The 19244-nt window shown below is 46.8% G+C and carries 26 protein-coding genes; 23 read left to right on the forward strand and 3 right to left on the reverse strand.

The window, feature by feature from the left end; genetic code table 11:
* Positions 1-3 precede the first annotated feature (3 nt).
* The 12 genes from NYE74_RS10480 (at position 4) to NYE74_RS10535 (ending at position 9740) form a co-directional block, all read left to right on the forward strand.
* Positions 4-1626, forward strand: coding sequence for a glycoside hydrolase family 43 protein (locus tag NYE74_RS10480; RefSeq protein ID WP_316561019.1), 1623 nt, complete (start codon positions 4-6; stop codon positions 1624-1626).
* Between the two features lie 41 nt (positions 1627-1667).
* A complete protein-coding gene (locus tag NYE74_RS10485; protein ID WP_316561020.1) occupies positions 1668-2723 on the forward strand; it encodes an NAD(P)-dependent alcohol dehydrogenase in 1056 nt (351 codons plus the stop codon).
* A gap of 653 nt (positions 2724-3376) precedes the next feature.
* Positions 3377-3637 carry a hypothetical protein gene (locus NYE74_RS10490; protein ID WP_124333071.1) on the forward strand — a complete coding sequence of 87 codons (261 nt, stop codon included), beginning with the start codon at positions 3377-3379 and terminating at the stop codon, positions 3635-3637.
* Positions 3638-3774: 137 nt separating this feature from the next.
* Positions 3775-4257 (forward strand): DUF6933 domain-containing protein, encoded by a 483-nt coding sequence (locus tag NYE74_RS10495; RefSeq protein WP_124333072.1) that lies wholly within the window; start codon positions 3775-3777, stop codon positions 4255-4257.
* A gap of 365 nt (positions 4258-4622) precedes the next feature.
* Positions 4623-5270: a FusB/FusC family EF-G-binding protein gene (locus NYE74_RS10500; protein ID WP_316561021.1), complete on the forward strand. Its 648-nt coding sequence runs from the start codon at positions 4623-4625 to the stop codon at positions 5268-5270.
* 453 nt (positions 5271-5723) lie between these two features.
* A complete protein-coding gene (locus tag NYE74_RS10505; protein ID WP_124333074.1) occupies positions 5724-6191 on the forward strand; it encodes a hypothetical protein in 468 nt (155 codons plus the stop codon).
* 65 nt (positions 6192-6256) lie between these two features.
* A complete protein-coding gene (locus NYE74_RS10510; RefSeq protein WP_316561022.1) occupies positions 6257-6862 on the forward strand; it encodes a hypothetical protein in 606 nt (201 codons plus the stop codon).
* Between the two features lie 29 nt (positions 6863-6891).
* Positions 6892-7632 carry an ATP-grasp domain-containing protein gene (locus NYE74_RS10515; protein WP_124333076.1) on the forward strand — a complete coding sequence of 247 codons (741 nt, stop codon included), beginning with the start codon at positions 6892-6894 and terminating at the stop codon, positions 7630-7632.
* A 22-nt stretch (positions 7633-7654) separates the two neighbouring features.
* Positions 7655-8005, forward strand: coding sequence for a VOC family protein (locus NYE74_RS10520; protein WP_124333135.1), 351 nt, complete (start codon positions 7655-7657; stop codon positions 8003-8005).
* Between the two features lie 49 nt (positions 8006-8054).
* Complete coding sequence (locus NYE74_RS10525) at positions 8055-8582, forward strand: hypothetical protein (RefSeq protein ID WP_124333077.1); 528 nt, start codon at positions 8055-8057, stop codon at positions 8580-8582.
* A 113-nt stretch (positions 8583-8695) separates the two neighbouring features.
* On the forward strand, positions 8696-9133 hold the full coding sequence (locus NYE74_RS10530; RefSeq protein ID WP_124333078.1) for a GNAT family N-acetyltransferase: 438 nt from the start codon (positions 8696-8698) through the stop codon (positions 9131-9133).
* A 52-nt stretch (positions 9134-9185) separates the two neighbouring features.
* Entirely contained in the window at positions 9186-9740 is a 555-nt protein-coding gene (locus tag NYE74_RS10535; RefSeq protein WP_341004787.1) for a histidine phosphatase family protein, read from the forward strand.
* Between the two features lie 554 nt (positions 9741-10294).
* On the opposite strand, the gene NYE74_RS10540 is transcribed toward NYE74_RS10535, so the two are convergent.
* Together NYE74_RS10540 and NYE74_RS10545 are read right to left on the reverse strand one after the other, a co-directional pair.
* The gene (locus NYE74_RS10540) at positions 10295-10660 is read right to left on the reverse strand and encodes a hypothetical protein (protein WP_036626027.1); all 366 of its coding nucleotides are present in this window, start codon (positions 10658-10660) and stop codon (positions 10295-10297) included.
* 141 nt (positions 10661-10801) lie between these two features.
* Complete coding sequence (locus NYE74_RS10545) at positions 10802-11221, reverse strand: helix-turn-helix domain-containing protein (RefSeq protein ID WP_051985701.1); 420 nt, start codon at positions 11219-11221, stop codon at positions 10802-10804.
* 331 nt (positions 11222-11552) lie between these two features.
* Here NYE74_RS10545 and NYE74_RS10550 point away from each other — a divergent pair, with 331 nt between their 5' ends.
* From NYE74_RS10550 to NYE74_RS10575, 6 genes are all read left to right on the forward strand, one after another.
* Positions 11553-11768, forward strand: a complete 216-nt coding sequence (locus NYE74_RS10550; protein WP_036626025.1) for a helix-turn-helix domain-containing protein — start codon at positions 11553-11555, stop codon at positions 11766-11768.
* A 13-nt stretch (positions 11769-11781) separates the two neighbouring features.
* Complete coding sequence (locus NYE74_RS10555; protein ID WP_036626023.1) at positions 11782-12126, forward strand: hypothetical protein; 345 nt, start codon at positions 11782-11784, stop codon at positions 12124-12126.
* Positions 12127-12298: 172 nt separating this feature from the next.
* Positions 12299-14365, forward strand: a complete 2067-nt coding sequence (locus NYE74_RS10560) for a Mu transposase C-terminal domain-containing protein (protein ID WP_082207936.1) — start codon at positions 12299-12301, stop codon at positions 14363-14365.
* 15 nt (positions 14366-14380) lie between these two features.
* Positions 14381-15328, forward strand: a complete 948-nt coding sequence (locus NYE74_RS10565; protein ID WP_036626021.1) for an AAA family ATPase — start codon at positions 14381-14383, stop codon at positions 15326-15328.
* Between the two features lie 16 nt (positions 15329-15344).
* Complete coding sequence (locus NYE74_RS10570) at positions 15345-15770, forward strand: hypothetical protein (protein ID WP_036626019.1); 426 nt, start codon at positions 15345-15347, stop codon at positions 15768-15770.
* An 83-nt stretch (positions 15771-15853) separates the two neighbouring features.
* Positions 15854-16120 (forward strand): hypothetical protein, encoded by a 267-nt coding sequence (locus NYE74_RS10575; protein WP_036626017.1) that lies wholly within the window; start codon positions 15854-15856, stop codon positions 16118-16120.
* Between the two features lie 40 nt (positions 16121-16160).
* On the opposite strand, the gene NYE74_RS10580 is transcribed toward NYE74_RS10575, so the two are convergent.
* Positions 16161-16334: a hypothetical protein gene (locus NYE74_RS10580; protein ID WP_164815237.1), complete on the reverse strand. Its 174-nt coding sequence runs from the start codon at positions 16332-16334 to the stop codon at positions 16161-16163.
* 107 nt (positions 16335-16441) lie between these two features.
* On the opposite strand from NYE74_RS10580, the gene NYE74_RS10585 reads away from it, so the two are divergent.
* From NYE74_RS10585 to NYE74_RS10605, 5 genes are all read left to right on the forward strand, one after another.
* Positions 16442-16732: an AbrB/MazE/SpoVT family DNA-binding domain-containing protein gene (locus NYE74_RS10585; RefSeq protein ID WP_036626015.1), complete on the forward strand. Its 291-nt coding sequence runs from the start codon at positions 16442-16444 to the stop codon at positions 16730-16732.
* Positions 16729-17370, forward strand: coding sequence for a hypothetical protein (locus tag NYE74_RS10590; RefSeq protein WP_036626014.1), 642 nt, complete (start codon positions 16729-16731; stop codon positions 17368-17370). The genes NYE74_RS10585 and NYE74_RS10590 overlap by 4 nt, the downstream gene beginning before the upstream one ends.
* Positions 17367-17801, forward strand: coding sequence for a regulatory protein GemA (locus NYE74_RS10595; RefSeq protein WP_036626011.1), 435 nt, complete (start codon positions 17367-17369; stop codon positions 17799-17801). Before NYE74_RS10590 ends, NYE74_RS10595 begins: the two co-directional genes overlap by 4 nt.
* Positions 17794-17961, forward strand: coding sequence for a hypothetical protein (locus NYE74_RS10600; RefSeq protein ID WP_164815236.1), 168 nt, complete (start codon positions 17794-17796; stop codon positions 17959-17961). The genes NYE74_RS10595 and NYE74_RS10600 overlap by 8 nt, the downstream gene beginning before the upstream one ends.
* Before the next feature lie 242 nt (positions 17962-18203).
* On the forward strand, positions 18204-19058 hold the full coding sequence (locus tag NYE74_RS10605) for an ATP-binding protein (RefSeq protein WP_036626009.1): 855 nt from the start codon (positions 18204-18206) through the stop codon (positions 19056-19058).
* Positions 19059-19244: the final 186 nt, after the last annotated feature.

Below are 19244 nucleotides of genomic sequence, written 5' to 3' on the forward strand. Positions count from 1 at the left end.
AAAATGAAGACGATTGTTAACCCGATCTTGCCCGGTTTTAATCCCGATCCTTCGATCATCCGCGCCGGTGACGATTATTATATCGCCACGTCAACGTTTGAATGGTTTCCCGGCGTTCAGCTTCACCATTCCCGCGATCTCAAGCACTGGCGGTTATTGCCGCATCCGCTGACGCGGACCAGCCAGTTGAACATGCTGGGCAATCCCAGCTCCGGCGGCGTGTGGGCGCCGTGTCTAAGTTACAGCGACGGGATCTTTTATCTCGTATATACCGATGTAAAAAGCCATATCGGACCGTTTAAGGATACGCACAATTATCTGGTGTATGCTTCGGATATTGAGGGACCTTGGTCGGAGCCGGTCTATCTGAACAGCAGCGGCTTTGATCCGTCGTTATTCCACGACACGGACGGCCGGAAATGGCTGCTCAACATGGTGTGGGACCACCGGAAAGGACGAAATCGCTTCGGCGGGATCGTGATCCAGGAGTACGATGAGCGGCAGCGAAAGCTGGTTGGGCCGGTGCATAACATTTTCCGCGGGACTTCGCTTGGCCTGACGGAGGGACCGCATCTTTACCGCCGCGGCCGCTATTATTATCTGCTGACCGCGGAAGGCGGCACCCGCTATGAGCATGCCGTTACGATGGCCCGTTCGGAGTCCATCCTGGGACCGTATGAGATCGATCCGGCCAATCCGGTTCTGACCTCAAAGTTCAATCCCGGGCTCCCGCTGCAGCGGGCGGGACACGCGGATCTGGTGGAAACGGCCGCGGGCGAATGGTATATGGTTCATTTATGCGGCCGGCCCTTAAAGACGTCCCGTATGTGTAATCTGGGCCGGGAGACGGCGATTCAGCAAGTGGAGTGGACGGAGGATGGCTGGCTGCGGCCGGTGAGCGGAGGTTGTGAGCCGGAGCTTACGGCCGCCGCCCCTGCGGATTTGCCGGAGCATCCTTTTCCCGAGCAGCCGCCGCACGGTACGGGCATCGATCATTTTGATGGCGAGACGCTTGCCGTCCATTTCAATACCCTGCGCGTACCGGCGGACGAATCGTGGCTTACGCTGCGGGAGCGACCGGGGTATCTGCGCCTTCGCGGACGAGAGTCCTTCTCTTCCGCCCATGGCCAGAGCCTGGTGGCCCGCCGGCAGCAGGCGTTCACCGCGGAAGCGGAGACAGCGGTAGAGTTCGAGCCCGAGACGTATCAGCAAATGGCCGGGCTGGTCTACTATTATAACGCCCGGAACTGGTATTATTTGCGAATCAGCTGGGACGAAACGTTGGGCAAAAGCCTCGCTATCCTGACGAGCGACCAGGGGGTATACGATGAGCCGCTGGATCAGGAAATATCCGTGGACGGATGCGAACGGGTTTATCTGAAGCTAACGCTTCATTATGAGCAGGCTCAATTTTACTACTCGCTTGACGGTTCCGCTTGGACCGCTGCCGGGCCGGTGCTGGATGCCGGACGCATGTCTGACGAGAACGCGGAGACAAAGCGCGGGGGCGTCTTGCTGGATCAGGGGTTCACCGGCGCGTTTATCGGCGTTTGTGTGCACGATTTAAGCGGGCGCAGGCTCCATGGGGATTTTGATTATTTTGCGTACCGGGAGTTTGGAGATTGAGTTCGGCATATATCCCACTATTGTATAAGAGGTGAGCACTTATGGCGGCAGGTACAATGAAAGCGGCGATCATGGACAAACCGTTGTCCATCGCCGTCAAGGAGATGGAAATTCCCGTTCCCAAGGAAAACGAAGCGCTGATCAAAGTGTATTGCATCGGCATATGCGGATCGGACGTGCATTATTACGAGCACGGCAAAATCGGCCGTTACGTGGTCAAGGAGCCGATCGTGCTGGGCCATGAATTGGCCGGCGAGGTGGTGGAAGTAGGCGTTAACGTAACGAATGTAGCGGTGGGCGACCGGGTGGCGGTGGAGCCGGGGGGGGCCTGCGGCCATTGCGATTATTGCAAAAGCGGGCGCTACAATTTGTGCCCGGATGTCGCTTTCCTGGCGACGCCTCCCGTGAACGGCGCGTGGGCGGAATACATTGTGATGCCCAGCGATTACCTGTTTAAGCTGCCGGATACGATGAGCTACGAGGAGGGCGCGCTGCTTGAGCCGCTGTCCGTCGGCTTTCACGCCTTGCTTCGCGGCCGGGCCAAGCCGTTTGACCGGCTGCTGATCACCGGCCTCGGCCCGATCGGCCTGCTTGCGGGGCAGGCGGCGAAGCTGTTCGGCGTATCCGAAATCTACGGAACGGATATGGTGCCGCTGCGGCGGCAAATGGCCCTCGACCTGGGCTTTACCGCAGCGCTTGATCCGGCCGGCGAGGATGTACGGGAGCGGCTTGCCGAGCTGACGGGAGGAGAGGGGATCACCCTCATCGTCGAATCGTCGGGCAATGCCAAAGCGATGGCCGATACGATCAAGCTGGTCCGGCGCGGCGGAAGAATCGTCTTCGTCGGCTTGCCCGCTTCGGACACGGTGCCGATGGATATGGGCCAACTGATCGACGGCGAGATCGATGCCTATGGCGTTTTCCGCTACGCCAACACGTACAAGCCGGCGATTCAGGCGCTGCAGCATTCCTCCGCCGAGATGGAGAAAATCATCACCCACCGCTATGCGCTTACGGACATTAAAGAAGCGGTGGAAACGGCGCGTACGGCGAAAGAGACCAGTATAAAGGTGATGATCTATCCGAATATGTCTTAAGCAATGTATAATACCCCAGCCTAAGATAAGAGTTTTCTAGGGCTGGGGTGTTTTGTGAATACCGGATCGTCATATGCATGATGCCACCTCTCATTGGAAAAAATCCAATAGATTGACGGTATCAATTGCAATTTGGTACTCTCATTGGAGAATATCCAATAGAATTTGCTCCAATCGCCTATTTTGCACGGTGCAGAGCCAGATCAATTGGAAATTTCCAATCTAACTTCCGTATCTGCCATTGAGTTTCCAATTCAATTGGATATTTCCAATCAGAACGTTGTGTCAGAGTGGGAAACTTCCCGACTTTGACAGCGACTTCATGAATCAGTTTCAATAGTTTGCTCGTTTTTCATGGGAAGAAGGAAGGTTCGATGGGATCAAATGCAAAAGTACATTTGAATTTCCGCAAATTTCTGCTTTTGAGCGGTTGAAGTGCAAAAATACATCTCATTTGCGACTATTGGATAAAAAAAGCAGCTTATAATCGGAAATGAACTGCATATTTTTGCAGTTGAGCCGCTCCTTTCGAGGCATTTCGACGAAAATCGCATGCACTTTTGCATTTCGTGGGATTTCCCCCTCTTCCTCTTTTTGGGCGAAACCGCCCATTACTGCATTTTTTAAGAAAATGAATGGGGGCGAGAACTAAGGTGGAATTTGAAGTGGGAGAAATCAAATTAACAGCGCATCAGTTTGAAGAAATAGTCTTTGCCAGTGAGCATACGGGACATGAAATGAAATATTATTTTGATTTGCAGACCGGGGAAGTAGAGATGTTGGGAGATTACATTGACAATGATCCTGAGCTTGAAGAAAGAATTGAGGAAGAATTTGGAGAGCGCTATATCAGAGTGCCGCAAATTGAATCATGGCAATCGTTCGAGGATTGGAAGAATTCACTGAAATCGTGAGAGAGTATTGAAGATGTTTGAAGAAGAAGAACTCATCAAACTGATTATTGAATGAATGGAATGAACTTATTGATAGATGTATCGGGAATGCAACAACGTTATGGGATACCGGTTCAAAATAACGAGGAGGGAACGTTGTGCTAGCATTTAGATTCACTCAAAAACTATTAAAAGATATGAAGGTAGATCCAGTTGACATAGGTGAGGTTGATCCGCTATTTTGTTGGCATGTTAATATATTGCAGCTAAAAAGAAAACATATCATCTTTGTCAATAACTCAAGTCGATTATGTTTGATCCTCGATGGGATTCGGAGTTCGCAATTAAGCAAACTGCAGGAAAAATTCAAATCCGAACTTAAAGAGTATTTACAGCTAGAGGGGATAAAGAAAAGTGTGGTTGAACAATATTTGTTTGAAGCCGGAGAAGTTAGGATAGGTATTACCAATGATAAAAGTGTTTTGGCAACGATGACAGAAATGTTACGCTATAGTAGAAATGCAGAGTTTGATTACACTTTTGATCTGAGTGCCTGGCTAAACTCATTGATCTACAAGCCCATTGATTATCAAAAACCCATTAAAGTATTCAAGGATGCACTAGAAAGAAAGTATTCATGACACGGCCGGTCAAAATAGTACAGATAAAACCTTGGTTTACCACACTTCTAAAGATCAAGTTATTGTGAAAATTAGGAAGAATGTTGGTCTGAGGAGATACATTTAATCCATCCACCGAAAAAAATTGCGCCTCCCGGGACTTGCTGCTATACTTTGCGTATGATATGTGATTGGGGGTAGGACCGGTGGCAATACTGAATTGCTCATTAGCTAGGGAGTCCTCATGCAAAGCCTGATTTGGGGCGATACTTTGCGTGGGGCGTGATAGGATGAATTGGATCGCCCAAACTTAAACTTTATCGTTTCTAATAACAGGCTTTGCACCTTATTGATTATCTTTCAAAATAAATAAGGGGCTGAAAGCTATGAGTACACCATTTATTAGAAACCACCAATTTAACGTGATTAAGAAACAAGCGGAATTTCTTCAGAAAACTTTGCGGACCGTTGCGGATCGGAGTGTCTTGGAAACCGTAAGGTATAGTGCCGTAGCGAACATTGTTGAAGCATTTCCGGTTCTGACAGAGGATCAAAAGAAGATGCTGGGACAAATCTCGACCTTCGAGACGGCATATGATTTTCAGAGATATCTTAGCGCCTTGGAAGCGTACCTGGAGCCTTTTCCACCGATTACGCCGAAGCAAATTCAGAAGTTATTCCCTAAAAATAAGAAGCTGAAAGTGCCGGATTTACAATCCATCGACTTTCGTTTTGTGACGTATCTGGGTTGGGTGGATATCGCCACGAACAAGTTATTCATTGTATATCCGTTCGAAGGTCGGTTCATCGGCATCGAGGGCAGAATTACGCCGACCAACAAGAAAGGATATTGCCTGTTCTGCAATCGGCATCAAGAGCTTGCCTTTTTCTCGGTCAAGACCAAACCTGCCAATGCCTCACCGGATAATATTTCTATTTTTGGGCATTACGTATGTCTGGATAACCAAGGATGCAATCACAGCATTACCAACACAGGATCACTGGAGAAGTTCATTCTCTCCGCAAGTAAATAAATTGCCATAACCAGAAATAGGCTGCCGTTTAAGGCAGCCTATTGTGTTAGTAATGAGTGAATCTAAGGCATTGGGCTTACAGCGTGCAGAAAGGAAGTGAAGCTTTATGAATAAATTATTCACCAAAGCTGTAATTGTCGAACCGCGTATTGAGTGTCCTACATGGATAAGTGAAAAGATTGAGGCATTATTTATTATGATAATTATATTAGAGTATGTTCGTACGATCCAAGTTCAAATCATCCCGTAATTTTTATCGATTATACTTACGAGGAAATATACAAATGTCTCAAAGAGACCCGTGTAGAATTGTTGGATTTTATTGAAGGACCGCTATTTAGATGGCTTAACCAAAGAGACAGTGATATAGCAAGTGAAATGATAATTAAAATGAAGAATTGGTTTGTACAAGAATAAGATTACGAGAGTTAACCTGAAAGGAGGAATAATTGCATGCCATATCATGAATTTATAGTTGGGGATGAACGAGCAACTTTAGAAAATGTGACATGGGATAAAAAAAGAATTGTTATTAATGGAATTGAAGTTTTGCCTCAGGTTTCAATAAATGATGATTTTATTAATTATATTAGTGATTCTCTGGCATGGATTAAATCTAGGGGACCAAGTGATGCCTTTCATGGATTTGGATTGGATTTATATGGGTATACGATAATCCGGGATAAAGAGAGTCTGAATACTTTTAAGAATATTATTTCATCTTGGAAGGAACTTTTTTTGAACGCTCCTCCAGAGTTTATTATTACCGGAAATTACGGTTGGGAAGCAGGGTCAGATGAAGGGCACTACGAAAAGATATCAGTTACACGAAATGAATTAATCGAATCATTAAGCAAATTAATAGAGGTAATAAACACCGCCTTAGAAACTAATCAATGTGTTATACACTTTGGAATATAATGAAGTAGCACAGTTGCTTTACTAAAGAATATTTTTCCGGCAAATACAACTAAAGGAGGTCTCTTATGAAGAATTTCATAATCTTTGGATTTATGGTAACAGTCATTACATTGACAAGTTGCTCGTCTAATGAAGAAACCTCCAATCGTACTGTACCAACTTCTGAAATTACTGCCCCCTCCAATGACCCGGTGCCTTCTATTCAAGAAGACAATTATTATTCCATTAAGACGGATGAATCTTCTTTAATTCAGTTGCGGAATGATGAAAAATCGGTTCGAGAGGTTTTGGGCAAACCATTAAAGGAAACCACACCAGAGCCGCTCGGAGACGGGGCGGATACTTTTAGCGGGATGTATAGCAAGACCCTTGAATATGATGGGCTAACATTGAAATTGTTGGGAAAATCGGCTGAAGAACTTTGGTTATCTGAAATTGAATTAAGCAGTAACAAATATGCAACGTCGGAAGGAATTAAAGTCGGGGATTCTTTAAATACTTTACTAAATGCTTACCCCAATATTAAATATTTGGATACTACTGTACTGGAAAACAAACCAAATTCGAAGGTATACGGATTTCGCCAAGGCGAGCTTGGATTTTTTGCGGATTTTGTTGTTGATGAGAATGAAAAAATAGAAGCCGTGCATATGTATTTTGTATTTGATTAGTTATATGGAGAATTGAGAGGTATCAATGGATGAGAGCATACATACAGGCAGACAAGAATGGGGACTTCTACAATGTAAATGCATTTATCGCTAATGAAGGCTTCACTTCTTTCGGGTGGGAGACAATTAAGTTTTATGACGTCCAAGAAATTAAAGAACATAATCCTGAAGATATCGTAGTTGGCGGAATTGGCAACGTGAGAAAACGTCTCGAAATTTTGGGATTTGAAAGAAATCATGGGGAGATCGATTATCCAACTTCCTTATCCGGTTATTTTGGCAGAAAAATTTGGACTACAACGATTCAGGAACTTTTTGAGAACAAAGAGAATTGGAATGTTTTTATAAAACCGAAGGACACAACAAAGAAGTTTGCTGGAAAAGTTGTCAAAGAATATAGAGATTTTATAGGATTAATGGAAGAAAACGAGGTTACGAATATTTGGTGTTCGGAAATTGTTGATTTTATAACGGAGTGGCGTTGTTTTATTCGCTACGGCCAAATACTGGATATCAGATATTATAAAGGCGCTTGGGATTCAAAATTAGATTTAAGTGTTGTAAAAAGTGCGGTTAGAGATTTTACCGATGCGCCGGTTGCTTATGGCATGGACTTTGGAATGGATCGGGAAGGAAATATGAAATTGGTCGAGATCAACGACGGGCATTCTCTTGGAACTTATGGCATCAGCCCTTTAAACTATGCAAAATTTCTTTCGGCTAGATGGTCGGAATTAACAAGAACTAAAGACTATTTAAGAAGCTTATAAGTGTAAATGGAGGCTAATGATGATGATCGTCAAAAGGATAGTGACCAACATCCATACAGAGCAGATTGAAAAAGCTAAATACTTTTACCAGGAAGTGTTGGGACTAAATTTATTAATGGATCAGGGTTGGATTGCAACATACGGATCTGATGAAGCAATGAAAGTACAAATCTCTTTTGCTTCAGAGGGAGGTTCTGGGACTCCCACACCTGATTTATCCGTTGAAGTTGATGATGTCGATTTTGCATATAAACGAATGAAGGAATCTGGATTTCCAATAGAGTACGGGCCTGCGGATGAACCTTGGGGGGTTAGGCGATTTTATGTTCGAGACCCATTTGGGAAATTAGTAAATATTCTTGCTCATCGGTGATTTGAGCATTTGAGCATTAAAAATCAAAGAACTAGGGAGGGGGCCTTTCATGAATATTTACTTAGAGTACGGTGATACAAGCTTTATAGGGTTAGTCAACGCTCAGAATTACAAGTCCTTTGTAAATGAAGACTGGGAGTTGGTAGAACTGCTGCAGCATTTTAGTAGTGAAATGATAAACGAAAATATATTAGTGTACCAAATGACAAACGAAGGAATTGAACATTCATGGAATATAGATGTAATCATAGGTCCGGAAACGGAAATAGCCGATGAAGAGTGCTTCAGGAAGGCAGAAGGATACATAAAAGTAACAGACAACAAACTTTATATTGTGGACTATGATTGTTTAACAATGTCCGCGCAATTTGAAGATGAACAGGTCCCGGATCATAATTGCGCGAAAAATCAAATAAATATCAACAACGGGACATATAAAGTAACTTTTTATCAGTATTATAATGTAGATGAAAACAAGTTTATTGGCAGAAACGATACTGACATTAGGATGATTATAACGGAAATTTCTGAAATAAAAGATCAGGCAGATAAGGTTTTTTGGTGCACTTTCTATTAGATTTCTGTTATGATATCAACAAAGAGCAGCTCTCTGATGAGGGCTGCTCTTTGAATTTTTTAAACTAGACCTGCTACTTAGAATGGTATAATCAGGAAGAAGGGACTGATTCAATGATAACAATAAGACAAATCACTAGAGATGACTTAAAGGATTTGTGTATGCTCTACGAGGAACTTATTGATAGACAGACCAATTTTGAGAAATTGGTTGAAGCATTTGAAAGCATTAAAAGTAACGATAATTATTATATACTTGGAGCTTTTAAAAAAAATGAATTAGTAGGGTCAGTTATGGGGATTATTTTCCAGGATATAGCAGGGGAATGCAGACCTTTTATGGTAATTGAGAATGTCGTAGTTTCCAATCGTGTTCGTAAACAAGGAATCGGGAAAAAATTGATGACAAATATTGAAACAATAGCTAAGGAAAGAAGCTGTTATTATATAATTTTTGTGTCTGGTGGACATAGAAAAGAAGCACATGCTTTTTATGAGAAATTAGGATTTAAAGATGAAAAGGTTGAAGGATATAGAAAACATTTTTCTTAAAGGGTACGTTTAAGTGAAGAAGATATTTCAAATATTTCAAGTCGGAGGTTGTATGAAAACATATATTTATATGGTGAGACATGGAGAGTCCCCAAAAACGGAAAATAATGAGAGAACTCGCGGGCTGACGGACAAAGGATGGTCTGATGCAAAAAGAATCACGGAAATACTTAAAAATGAAGGAATAGATGTATTTGTATCGAGTCCTTATAGGAGAGCCGTGTTAACCATCGAGGAATTAGCGAAGTGTTATGATAAAGAAATATTACTTTTTGAAGAGTTAAGGGAATTGGAATTTTCAAACGAAAATCGGATAATGACTGATCAGGAATTATATCCCGAAGTAAAAAAGATGATTGGTGATCCCGACTATTCATTGCCTGGAGGAGAGTCCAGTGCGATGTGTATGAACCGGGCTATTGGTGTTTTGAAGAAGATAATAGAGGAAAACCAAGGAAAAAAGATCGTAATTGGCACACATGGACTGGTCATGACATTAATGATGAGATATTTCAACAGTAAGTACGATTTCGATTTTTTGTTAAGCACAACGAAACCGGATATCTACCGGATGGAGTTTGAAGATGTACGTTATCAGAATAAATGACAAACATGAGATATCCAAAAAAGGCGTGGGAAATGGCGGGAAATCCTGATTCTATGCGGGTTTAGGTGGGATGAAGAACGAATGAGCGTGACAACTATCTTGAGAACATCGAACACGGAAAATAAAAAAAACGGATTTGCCACAAAAACGCCAGAAACCCTTGCTGCATAATGGGATTCGGGCGTTTCGTGATTTCGTCGAGAGTTGATCGAACAGAATTGCTAGATCAAAAACGCCGCCGCGTTAGAACGTTGCGTTATCAAGGGTTAAAAGTCGTTCTTACGATATGTAAAAACTTAAAAAACCGCTATGTCAAAGGGTTTTTGGCGTTACAACATTCAAGGCGTTTAGTAACGTTTTGTCTCCGATCCACTGGAAAAGTTGCAGAAATGAATGGGACAAAACGCCGAATGTTGAAGAATTGGTCCCATTGCAGTAATGACGCGGGTTTTCGGCGTTTTTCACCGCCTAAAATCAGCCTTGAGCAATGGGACACAATTCTGCACAAAAAAACTAACAAATTATCCTGAAAAAAGAAGTTAAAAAAGGCGTTGTTATACGCCCTTTTTTTTGTCCATGTCATCTATCCATTCGAGTGCCCTTATATGTAACCCCCCAGTAACAAGCAGCGCGATTACTCCAATGACAATCGCAGCGGCAATTCCTCCTAGATGCAAGCCTATAACACCACCGATAATTGCCCAAAACAGTGAGAGTAGAACCATAAGAACGACCGCGAGTCGTCGAATTACAGTCAAGACAATCATTCCGATCAAGGAGATTCCGAACAAAACCCACGATCCGGTGAAAATGATGATGGCGACAGATATTACGAATATTTCACCATACAACCAATTTGAAGCAGTATCGTTAAACTTAGCTTGTGTCACGCCGCGTCTAACTTGAACTTCACCTTTCAAAAAAACACCTCCCTCGCATTGACGATTTACTATACTTCTTTGATGCCAATTTTGCTATGTAACTGGAACTATTTTACTACAAAAACAGGGTCTTTGCGACTAAAAAAAAGATTAACAAGTTAATCAAAACAGGCGAAAAAATTAGCCCACATCCTTAGCGGCGGCTTCTTCTCCATTCATCAATTTGGATGACATCCCCACTCTTTGGTGTTGGGGGCTTCCTCCGAGAATAGCGTCAATATACCCTTCGACTTTCAGTTTCTCTTTTTCGGATAGTTGCTGAATTTTATTGATTAGCTGATAATCGACATCGGATGTTTCGATATCGAATCCAGAGGTTTGTTCTGATTTCGAAACACTTTCTTCTCCTGTTAAAAACCAGTCCGAAGAAACGTTAAAGAGTCGGCAGATAGCAATTATTGTTTGTGCGGAAGGCTCGTAGCTATCACTCTCATAATTGCTTATATTCCCTTTCTTTTTACCGATCATCTCCGCGACCTTTTCTTGGGTTAAATTGTGTTTATTTCGCAAAAAACGCAGTCTTTGACCGATTGTTTCCATATCGAACCTCTCCCATATAAAATTACTTAGTCAGTTGCGAAAACGAATCGAAAAAGGTTGACTTGTTTCGATATCGCAACTATAATTAAGTTAGATTAACAAATTAATCATCTAAGAAATTATAGCAGACATCACGATTCCCAAACAGCGCAAGTATGTTCGGCGCTTACTGCTCTTTGAAAACCGAATATCACTGATTGTTTACGCAGCAAGCAAACAGCTTGTTGCTTGACATAGATTTATTCTGCCCTGGAAAGGGGGGGCGCAAACCAGGTAATAGTAGGAGGCGTCATCACATCACGACAATGCAGCATGGAAGGAGTGATAGCAGTTGGAAAAAAGGAAGCTGACTCCACTCGGGGTGATTATCAGAAAACGACTGCTGGATAAAGGAATGACTCAGTTGCAACTTGCGCAAGAGGTCGGAACAACCAAGGTCTATTTGAACTATATTCTTCACGGTGAGCGACCGGGCAAAAAATACCTTCCTCGAATCCTTGCAGTGTTGGATATTGACCCCGAAATTGTCCGTCAGCACATCGCATAAGGAGTGAAAAGCTTTGACGAATAAAGTGAAATTCGTCGAGAATGCTGAAATGTTGAGCGCCTATAAGAATGGATTTCAACAGATCGGCGAGATGGTGAACGGCATTGACCGCTTCACACGTCATTCGACTGGCATCTTCATTGAAACAATTATCAAAGCGAATGAAGAGCAGCTCGGCAACATCCAGCAACAACGGACACAGCTCGAAATCGACATCAAGGAATTCCTGGCTTACGCCAATAGCAAAATGAATTACCTGAATGAAGTGGAGGCGTTCTTGCTGGAGCAGAAGGCGAAAGCGGAACGGATGGCCGAAGAGGCGCGGAAGTCGCTGGAGGAAGAGCAACAGGAGGTTTGACACGATGACGAGCACATCAGTAAGGAGAGGAAGACAAAACGAGGTTTGCGGACATGGAAAAGGGGCGCTCCCACCGCTCAAAGTTGGACGCTCCCCCCGTACCTTGAATAGTTAGAAAACTATTCCCCTCCATTCTAGCATGTGCGCTCAATTCTGGAAAGGAGGGAGAGATTTGGCCGAAACCTTCATCACGTTGGAAGAAGCCGCCGGGCTTGAGGGTGCAAGTTACGAAGCTATAAAGAAGAAAATTCAACGTAACCCCGATGCCTTCAAGACAAAATACGAACAGACTCCAAGCGGTGGAAAGCCTCGAGTCCTTATCTCGCTATCCTCTCTCTCGAAAAAGGCGCGTAGAACCTGCAAGGAAAGGCAAAGCATCGAGGGAGAGGACGTTGTGATCAAGGAACGAACTAGCTCGGAAGATGTGCCATGGTACATCGACGCCGATCTGGATGGCTATATCAAGAAATTTGGCAAAAGGTACTATGAAGCGGTCGAGCTGGCAAAGAACATCCAGGAATTTTTGAACTATGCCGACCGCGACCGGACGGGGTTTTCCGAAGAATTTGCCGCCAAGCTCGGCATGAGCCAGCGCACGCTTTACCGGTATTCACAAGCTTACCTTGAAGCAAGCGCTTGGGCGCTCAAACTCGGGAAGCAGGACGGCAAAAACTACGATTATTTAAAGGTCCTGGCGCTATGCCGAAAGCCGAAGGAGACTTTCACGTTTCCGTCGCTCTCCGATGCGATGAAAGCCTGGATCGAAAACCTATGGTTTGACAAACGCTTTGCGGAGAACCAGGGCACAATTGACATGCTATACACCAAGCTGAAGCAAGTAGCCTCGGCCAATGGGTGGGACTATCCTAGTTACCCAACGGTAGCGCGTTACATCGGTTATTTGATGGAAGTCAAACGCTATAAAAACGCGCATTTCCTGGCCGAAAAAGGCGAACGAATGTATCGGAATAAAAAGCTGCGCAAGGCGCTGCAAGATATGCAATCCGTGCCTGTTATGGGCTTGGTGCAAGGCGATGGTCACACGTTTGACGTTTGGGTCGAGTATACGCACCCTAACGGCAAGAAAACCGCGATTAAGCCGATCCTGGTCGCCTGGATTGACACGCGAAGCCGCTGCATCGTCGGCGATATCATTTGTCACACGCCGAGCGCCCAGGCCATTAAGCAGTCCTTGCTCAACATGATTTATAACGAAGTCGGCGGCGTTCCGCAATGGATCAAGATCGACAACGGCAAGGATTTCACTGCCGAGACCCTGACAGGCCGCAAGCGGACCGAGCGGATTAGCCTAGACAGTGAAGCCATCGGCTTCTACCGCAGCATCGGTATCCAGGACGATTTTCGTTCCTTGCCCTATCAACCTTGGGGCAAGGCGGCTATCGAGCGTTTCTTCCTGACACTGGTCAACCGGTTCGAGAAGTGGCTGCTTAGTTACACCGGCACCCTGACCGGATCGCGCACATCCAGCAAGATCAAGAAGGACATTCCGGGAATGCTGGAGCGCGGCGAACTGATCACGATGGATGAACTTTGCACCCTCTGGCGTAAATGGCGCGACGAGGAATATCACACCCGGCAGCACCGGGGCCTGAAGGATCAGGGCGAACAATGGCATACGCCGCTGGAAGTGTTCCAGAACGCCGAGCGGTACTTCACAGCGGTTCCGCCAAGATCGGTCGCCGCCACATGGCTGATGCAGGCTGAAGAAAGGGTCCGCGTCTATCAAGTTGGTATTCGCCGGTTCGGATACGAATATCGCGCGCCTGAACTTGACGCCTATATCGACGATTACGTGAATATCAAATGGGACGCTAACGATGTTACCCGGCTGTATGTGTACGACCGGATCACCGGTGACAAAATTTGCGAGGCCGAAAGCCAAGAGTTGCTCCAGATCGCCCCGCGCGCACCGCAAAAGGCGCTGGAAGAACACAAGCGGGCGCAAAGTCAGCAACTCAAGGCGGACAAACAACGCCTGAAGGAGCTGACCACCCCACTGGAAGAGCGGATCGGGCAGCATATCGACGCCCAGGGAAACCTTGCAGGCATGTTTATTGGTCAACCTACAGGGAAATCGTCCAAAGTGGTGGCACTGCCGCAGGATAAACAATATAAGGAAGAAATTCGCAGCAAAAAGGCTCGTCCCGCTGCTGTAGAGAACGATTTTTACCAAAAACGTGCCGAGAAAGCCTTGGCGAAGCTGAAGGAACTCGGCTGACGGAGGGATTTTAAAATGGCAATGGAAGCCACGAAGCTGTACACGATCAAGACGGACCTTGTTGTCCGCATGAATGAATACATGAGCCAGACCCAAAACACCATCACGGAATTGGCAAAGGCTATGGGCGTATCCAGACCGGCCCTATCCCGCTTTTTATCGGGTAAGTACGATGCCGAAAACACAAAGCTGGAACCGGCGGTTGCCAAGTTTTTGAACGAACATAGTCAGGTAACTGCAAGGTCTGCAATTCCGATGGTCGCCCCTAGGTTTTTTGCTGGTCACGATGCCCGCGATATCCTCGGTTTATGCACCGAATGCCAGGAGTACAGCAAGCTTGGCGTCGTTACGGGTAAAACCGGCTTCGGCAAAAGCCACGTGCTCAAGCATTACGCAAAAATGCAACGTGTCGCTTACATCGAATGCGACGATTCCATGGGTTGCAAGGACCTGATCGATTCCATCGAAGCCGCTCTCGGCATCCCGCCCACCCCCGGCAGCATTTACCGCAAGAAACAGGGAATCATTCAATTTTTTGAAGTCAATAAGGGGTATCTGCTGATTGTGGATGAGGCCGACAAGTTGATCAATAAGTACACGCAGAAAAAAATGGAAATTCTCCGCTCCATTTACGGCGACGCCCGCGTCGGCCTGGTTATCGCCGGGGAGCCAAAGCTGGAGTCGCTGATTAAAGGCTATCTGGAGCGCTTCGCGAACCGGGTGGATGCCCGGACGGCGCTTGTCGGCCTCACAGAAAAAGAAGTCCGCGACTACCTGGAGGGCTTCCCGTTCGAAGCGGACGCCCTGGAAGAAATGGTCGTTCGCGGCACCAACAGCAAAACCGGCTGCTTCCGGCTGCTCGCCCGAACACTCGACAACGTGCTGCGTGTCCATCGAGAGGACGGCGGAGGCACCATTTCGCTGGACACGATTATTAAAGCCAGCAGCATGATGATGCTGTGACCAAGGAGGAATTTCAATGAATAACGCATTACCGATTAGCAGGGTTGCCCGCTTGTATGAAGTCCTCGCACACATCAAGAGCTTCCCGACTCCAATCAAGCCGGTCGCTATCATGGCTGGTATCGACGAGGACGACATACGCGACTTAATCGCCCCCAGTCTATACACCGTGATTGACGACCACATTCAGCACATCAATGCCATGAAACATCTGGAGAGCGTAACCATCGTCGACGCGGACTTCCTCTATCGCACTAATGGCGTAGCGTCATATGTAAAGGACGGGCGACCGGCTTGGTTGTTTGTGGATGGTTACGAGGACAGGAGCAATTTGCGCCTGGACATGTTGGCCTGGTGGCTCGGTGCAGCGCTGGACGGATCGAGTGATCCTTATAAACCGTGGACGAAAGATGATGCTTTAAGGCGCTTTGACAATCAATAAGGTTTCGCGGCATCTAATTCCCGCCGCTTACTATATAGCCCCGGATTGCTCCGGGGCGAGATCACACCAAGGGAGGGGAATGAATGAGCGATCAACTCGAATCCAGTCATCATAAGGTTTTCGGCAACCTGAATGACATGCCAAGTTTTGAGTGGTCCGATCTTGACGGAAAGACGCTGGATATGGCCGTTTCGCGTGATGAATGTGGCATAACTGTTGCTGGGATCGACAAAGGAACGGGCGTGATCTATGTCCTGCATCAGCAGATTTTCCCAGAAGAGCGTTTGAGGCGGTCGGTTGATAAATTGGCCGGGGAACTAGCTGACGCCCTTGAGCGATCCATGAAGTAAAAAGCCGCCGTTCTGCCAAACGACGGCTTCGGGAGCACGGTTATTCTTGTTCCTGCTTCTTCAGCTCTTCGTGGTACTTGATTAGCATGAGCTTCGTTACCTTGGATGACAGGTTCATCATCGAGTTTGCAAGCTTGGCAATACCGGGTTCGACATCCTTCAAGGCGCTGGAAACCTCTTGAAGCGATTCAAGCCTGATTTTCTCAAAATCCAAAGCGTTTCCCCTCCTTTCTCTTCATCAGTCTAACAGGTGCGGAAGCATTTGTTTACCTAGGGAATATCGACGGGGTTTCGCATAATGACAAAAGGAGGAATTTCTGAATGAAAGAATTCAACAAGAAAATCAGCAAAGGCGGCTCCGTCACCCTTCCGGCGGCACTCCGCAGGGAGTACGGCCTGGCAGGCGGCGAGCGGTTCAAGATCATCGTCGATAGCGAGGACGGCTCGATCCTGCTGCAACGCACGGAAGGAAGTTGCCTCTTCTGCCAATCCGACAAGGAACTGGTCGTCTATTACGGTCGCTTCGTCTGTGCGACATGCGCGGAAAACATGGTCGCCCAAGTCTTCGATGCCCGGCTGGCTGGGGCGCTGCAAGGAGGCGCGGCGGAATGACGAATGAACGCCTAGCCGGACTGGCCGAACTGGTGGACGAAGGCATCCAGCTTGATAGGAAAATCAAGGAAGACGAAAAGCGGCTGGACGCGATCAAAGCCGAATTACAGGCGGCAGCGGTCGAAGTCATGGACAACAAAAATTTGAAGTGGCTGCAAATCTTCGGCAACGACGGACATTTCAACGTGGCGCAAAAGGAGAAATTCGAGATCGATGATTATACCACGCTGATCGAAGTCATGGGCGAAAAGGCTAAGTCGAAGATCGTTCGCGAAGAGAAAATCAAATACACAACGGAAACGAGGTTTAAGGCGGCACTGATTGCCCTATTCAAAGATGATTTTTCTACCGACGGCCAAACCCTGGATGATGTGCTGGCAGGATTGGGATTGGATGCGACGACGATTAAGTCCGTGAAAAAGAAGCTTAAAGGCGATTACCTCAAGGACAAAAGAGTTTTGGAGAGTGTGGGCATCACCGGCGAATGCGAGGAAGAGCTTGACGTGATCCGTCAGATCAAAAATACGCAGTTGATTGACCGTTTCTTCTCCAAATTGACACCGGAGCAGCTCGCACGGGTTCGAAAATCCGTGTTTGTTGAAGATCAGATCGGCGTCGGACTGGAGTATGAGCAATGAGCCGGGCGGGCTTGGAGAAGCGGACTCCCGAGCAAAACCGCAAAATATGGGCGCTGGCGGGCGAGTTGGGTTTTGATGAAGGGTTGCTACGCGATGTGGTGGAGCGCCTGACAGGCCAGCGCAGCACGTCTGCCCTGACCGTTGTCCAGGCTAACCGGCTGATCGACGAGCTAAACCGGATCGCCGGAAAGCCGCAGCCACCAACCACTTCCACCCGTCGTCCTGGTATGGCGACACCGGAGCAGCTCCACAAAATTCGAACCCTGGAGCGTGATTTAGGCTGGGCGGACAATCCGAAACGCCTTCAGGCATTCATGAAAAAGTACTGCGGCGTCGCCCGCCTGGAATGGCTGCAATTCGGCCAGGCGACGACGCTGATCGAATCCTTGAAAGGCGTTCTGCGCACGGAGCAGAACCGTCATCATGGATAAAGCGAAATCCAACATCATTGATTACCAGGTTTTATATGAGCGCCTGAAAGACGGATCAGCAGCCACATGGACGCGGGAAATGGAGTTGTTTTCCCGCCTCTATTTTTGGAAAATCAACGACACACGAAAGGAGGAACGCCCAAGTGTCGAACCTACTTGATAGATACACGCCAGCGCAGAAGTTAGTTATTGAAGTGTATTGGGAAACGATACGCTTCACCCGTCGCTCGGGGAAAATCTCCGAGAACATTAAGCAACGCGAATATGAATATTGGGACAAATTCGATGCTGATGTCGTAATCCAATCCCTGTCAACACATATCGAGAAATATCCAACCCACCGGGAGGATTACACTCGGGGTATCATGCGGAACAAGCGGAACCAAAAAGGAGGCGTAGCTCATGGAAGCAATCGGCCAATACCTCCCCGACCTGCTGCAAAGAATCGAGGCGCTGCGAGCCCAGGGCGCGACGCAGACGCCCAAGAAGCCTTCCGTCGAAGACTCTCCGGTCTTTGATTGCCCGAAGTGCCGGGACGAAGGGATCGTCTTCAACGCCGAACGAAACGTCTGGTATCAGTGCGAATGCATGGAACGCAAGAAGCTGCAACGGCTCATGAAGTCAACGAATATGAGTGAGGACGCGCTGTACAAGACATTTGACAACTTTGTCCTGGACGGCGCGGACCCCCGCGTCTTGAATGCCTACGAGTTGGCCCGCGAATATTCGGACGGCCTAGTCGCCCGGATCAAGAAGGGACAGGGCTTGAAAGGTGTCCCTTGGTTTGGGCTGCTGGGAACCTCCGGTAGCGGGAAAACGCACCTGGTAACGGCGATGGTCGCCCCGCTTATTGAACTGGGCGTTCATCCCCTCTTTTTCAATTGGGTGCAAAGCTTCACGGAATGGTTCGCTTATTACAGCAAAGAGGACGAGGCATACATGGTGGAGGACATCCGCCAGAAAATATACAACTGCGATTTGCTCGTCGTGGACGACGTTTGCAAGGAGAGCCAAAAGGACAATTGGATCAGGGAATTTTATGGCATTGTTGATTACCGTTATCGCAAGCAGCTTCCCATCGTGTACACCAGCGAATACTTCCATGAATTGATTGGCTTCCTTTCTGAAGCGACGGCAGGCCGGTTGTTCGAGAAGACGAAAAGCCCGAAGGGCAAGAAGTATCTGGGCAAAATGCTGCTAGCCGAAGGCGAAGACCCGCTGGCGCTGAATTATCGTTTCAAGGAGCTGCTGTCATGATGACCCCCTCGGTGTTGACGGATACGACTGGAGCAGCCCATATCATAGCCGTTAGGCGTCATCATTTATTCAATATTTGCGACCAGTTGAAATTGGAACGTCGGTTGATCCGCTGGAGCTATGACCTGCGATGTTACGTGCTAGTCGTTCGCACTGAAAACAAACGGGCCGTTCTTCGGTTTCTCA

It is taken from the genome of Paenibacillus sp. FSL P4-0127 (assembly GCF_038007325.1).
Classification (GTDB): domain Bacteria; phylum Bacillota; class Bacilli; order Paenibacillales; family Paenibacillaceae; genus Fontibacillus; species Fontibacillus macerans.

What these genes read in the sequence shown, in the direction of transcription:
- NYE74_RS10595 (WP_036626011.1), top strand. Translation starts at nt 17,367, where the DNA reads ATGAGCCGGGCGGGCTTGGAGAAGCGGACTCCCGAGCAAAACCGCAAA.
- NYE74_RS10485 (WP_316561020.1), top strand. Translation starts at nt 1,668, where the DNA reads ATGGCGGCAGGTACAATGAAAGCGGCGATCATGGACAAACCGTTGTCC.
- NYE74_RS10570 (WP_036626019.1), top strand. Translation starts at nt 15,345, where the DNA reads ATGAATAACGCATTACCGATTAGCAGGGTTGCCCGCTTGTATGAAGTC.
- NYE74_RS10600 (WP_164815236.1), top strand. Translation starts at nt 17,794, where the DNA reads ATGGATAAAGCGAAATCCAACATCATTGATTACCAGGTTTTATATGAG.
- NYE74_RS10545 (WP_051985701.1), bottom strand. Translation starts at nt 11,221, where the DNA reads ATGGAAACAATCGGTCAAAGACTGCGTTTTTTGCGAAATAAACACAAT.
- NYE74_RS10480 (WP_316561019.1), top strand. Translation starts at nt 4, where the DNA reads ATGAAGACGATTGTTAACCCGATCTTGCCCGGTTTTAATCCCGATCCT.
- NYE74_RS10510 (WP_316561022.1), top strand. Translation starts at nt 6,257, where the DNA reads ATGAAGAATTTCATAATCTTTGGATTTATGGTAACAGTCATTACATTG.
- NYE74_RS10605 (WP_036626009.1), top strand. Translation starts at nt 18,204, where the DNA reads ATGGAAGCAATCGGCCAATACCTCCCCGACCTGCTGCAAAGAATCGAG.
- NYE74_RS10515 (WP_124333076.1), top strand. Translation starts at nt 6,892, where the DNA reads ATGAGAGCATACATACAGGCAGACAAGAATGGGGACTTCTACAATGTA.
- NYE74_RS10520 (WP_124333135.1), top strand. Translation starts at nt 7,655, where the DNA reads ATGATCGTCAAAAGGATAGTGACCAACATCCATACAGAGCAGATTGAA.
- NYE74_RS10525 (WP_124333077.1), top strand. Translation starts at nt 8,055, where the DNA reads ATGAATATTTACTTAGAGTACGGTGATACAAGCTTTATAGGGTTAGTC.
- NYE74_RS10590 (WP_036626014.1), top strand. Translation starts at nt 16,729, where the DNA reads ATGACGAATGAACGCCTAGCCGGACTGGCCGAACTGGTGGACGAAGGC.
- NYE74_RS10565 (WP_036626021.1), top strand. Translation starts at nt 14,381, where the DNA reads ATGGCAATGGAAGCCACGAAGCTGTACACGATCAAGACGGACCTTGTT.
- NYE74_RS10535 (WP_341004787.1), top strand. Translation starts at nt 9,186, where the DNA reads ATGAAAACATATATTTATATGGTGAGACATGGAGAGTCCCCAAAAACG.
- NYE74_RS10575 (WP_036626017.1), top strand. Translation starts at nt 15,854, where the DNA reads ATGAGCGATCAACTCGAATCCAGTCATCATAAGGTTTTCGGCAACCTG.
- NYE74_RS10500 (WP_316561021.1), top strand. Translation starts at nt 4,623, where the DNA reads ATGAGTACACCATTTATTAGAAACCACCAATTTAACGTGATTAAGAAA.
- NYE74_RS10505 (WP_124333074.1), top strand. Translation starts at nt 5,724, where the DNA reads ATGCCATATCATGAATTTATAGTTGGGGATGAACGAGCAACTTTAGAA.
- NYE74_RS10530 (WP_124333078.1), top strand. Translation starts at nt 8,696, where the DNA reads ATGATAACAATAAGACAAATCACTAGAGATGACTTAAAGGATTTGTGT.
- NYE74_RS10585 (WP_036626015.1), top strand. Translation starts at nt 16,442, where the DNA reads ATGAAAGAATTCAACAAGAAAATCAGCAAAGGCGGCTCCGTCACCCTT.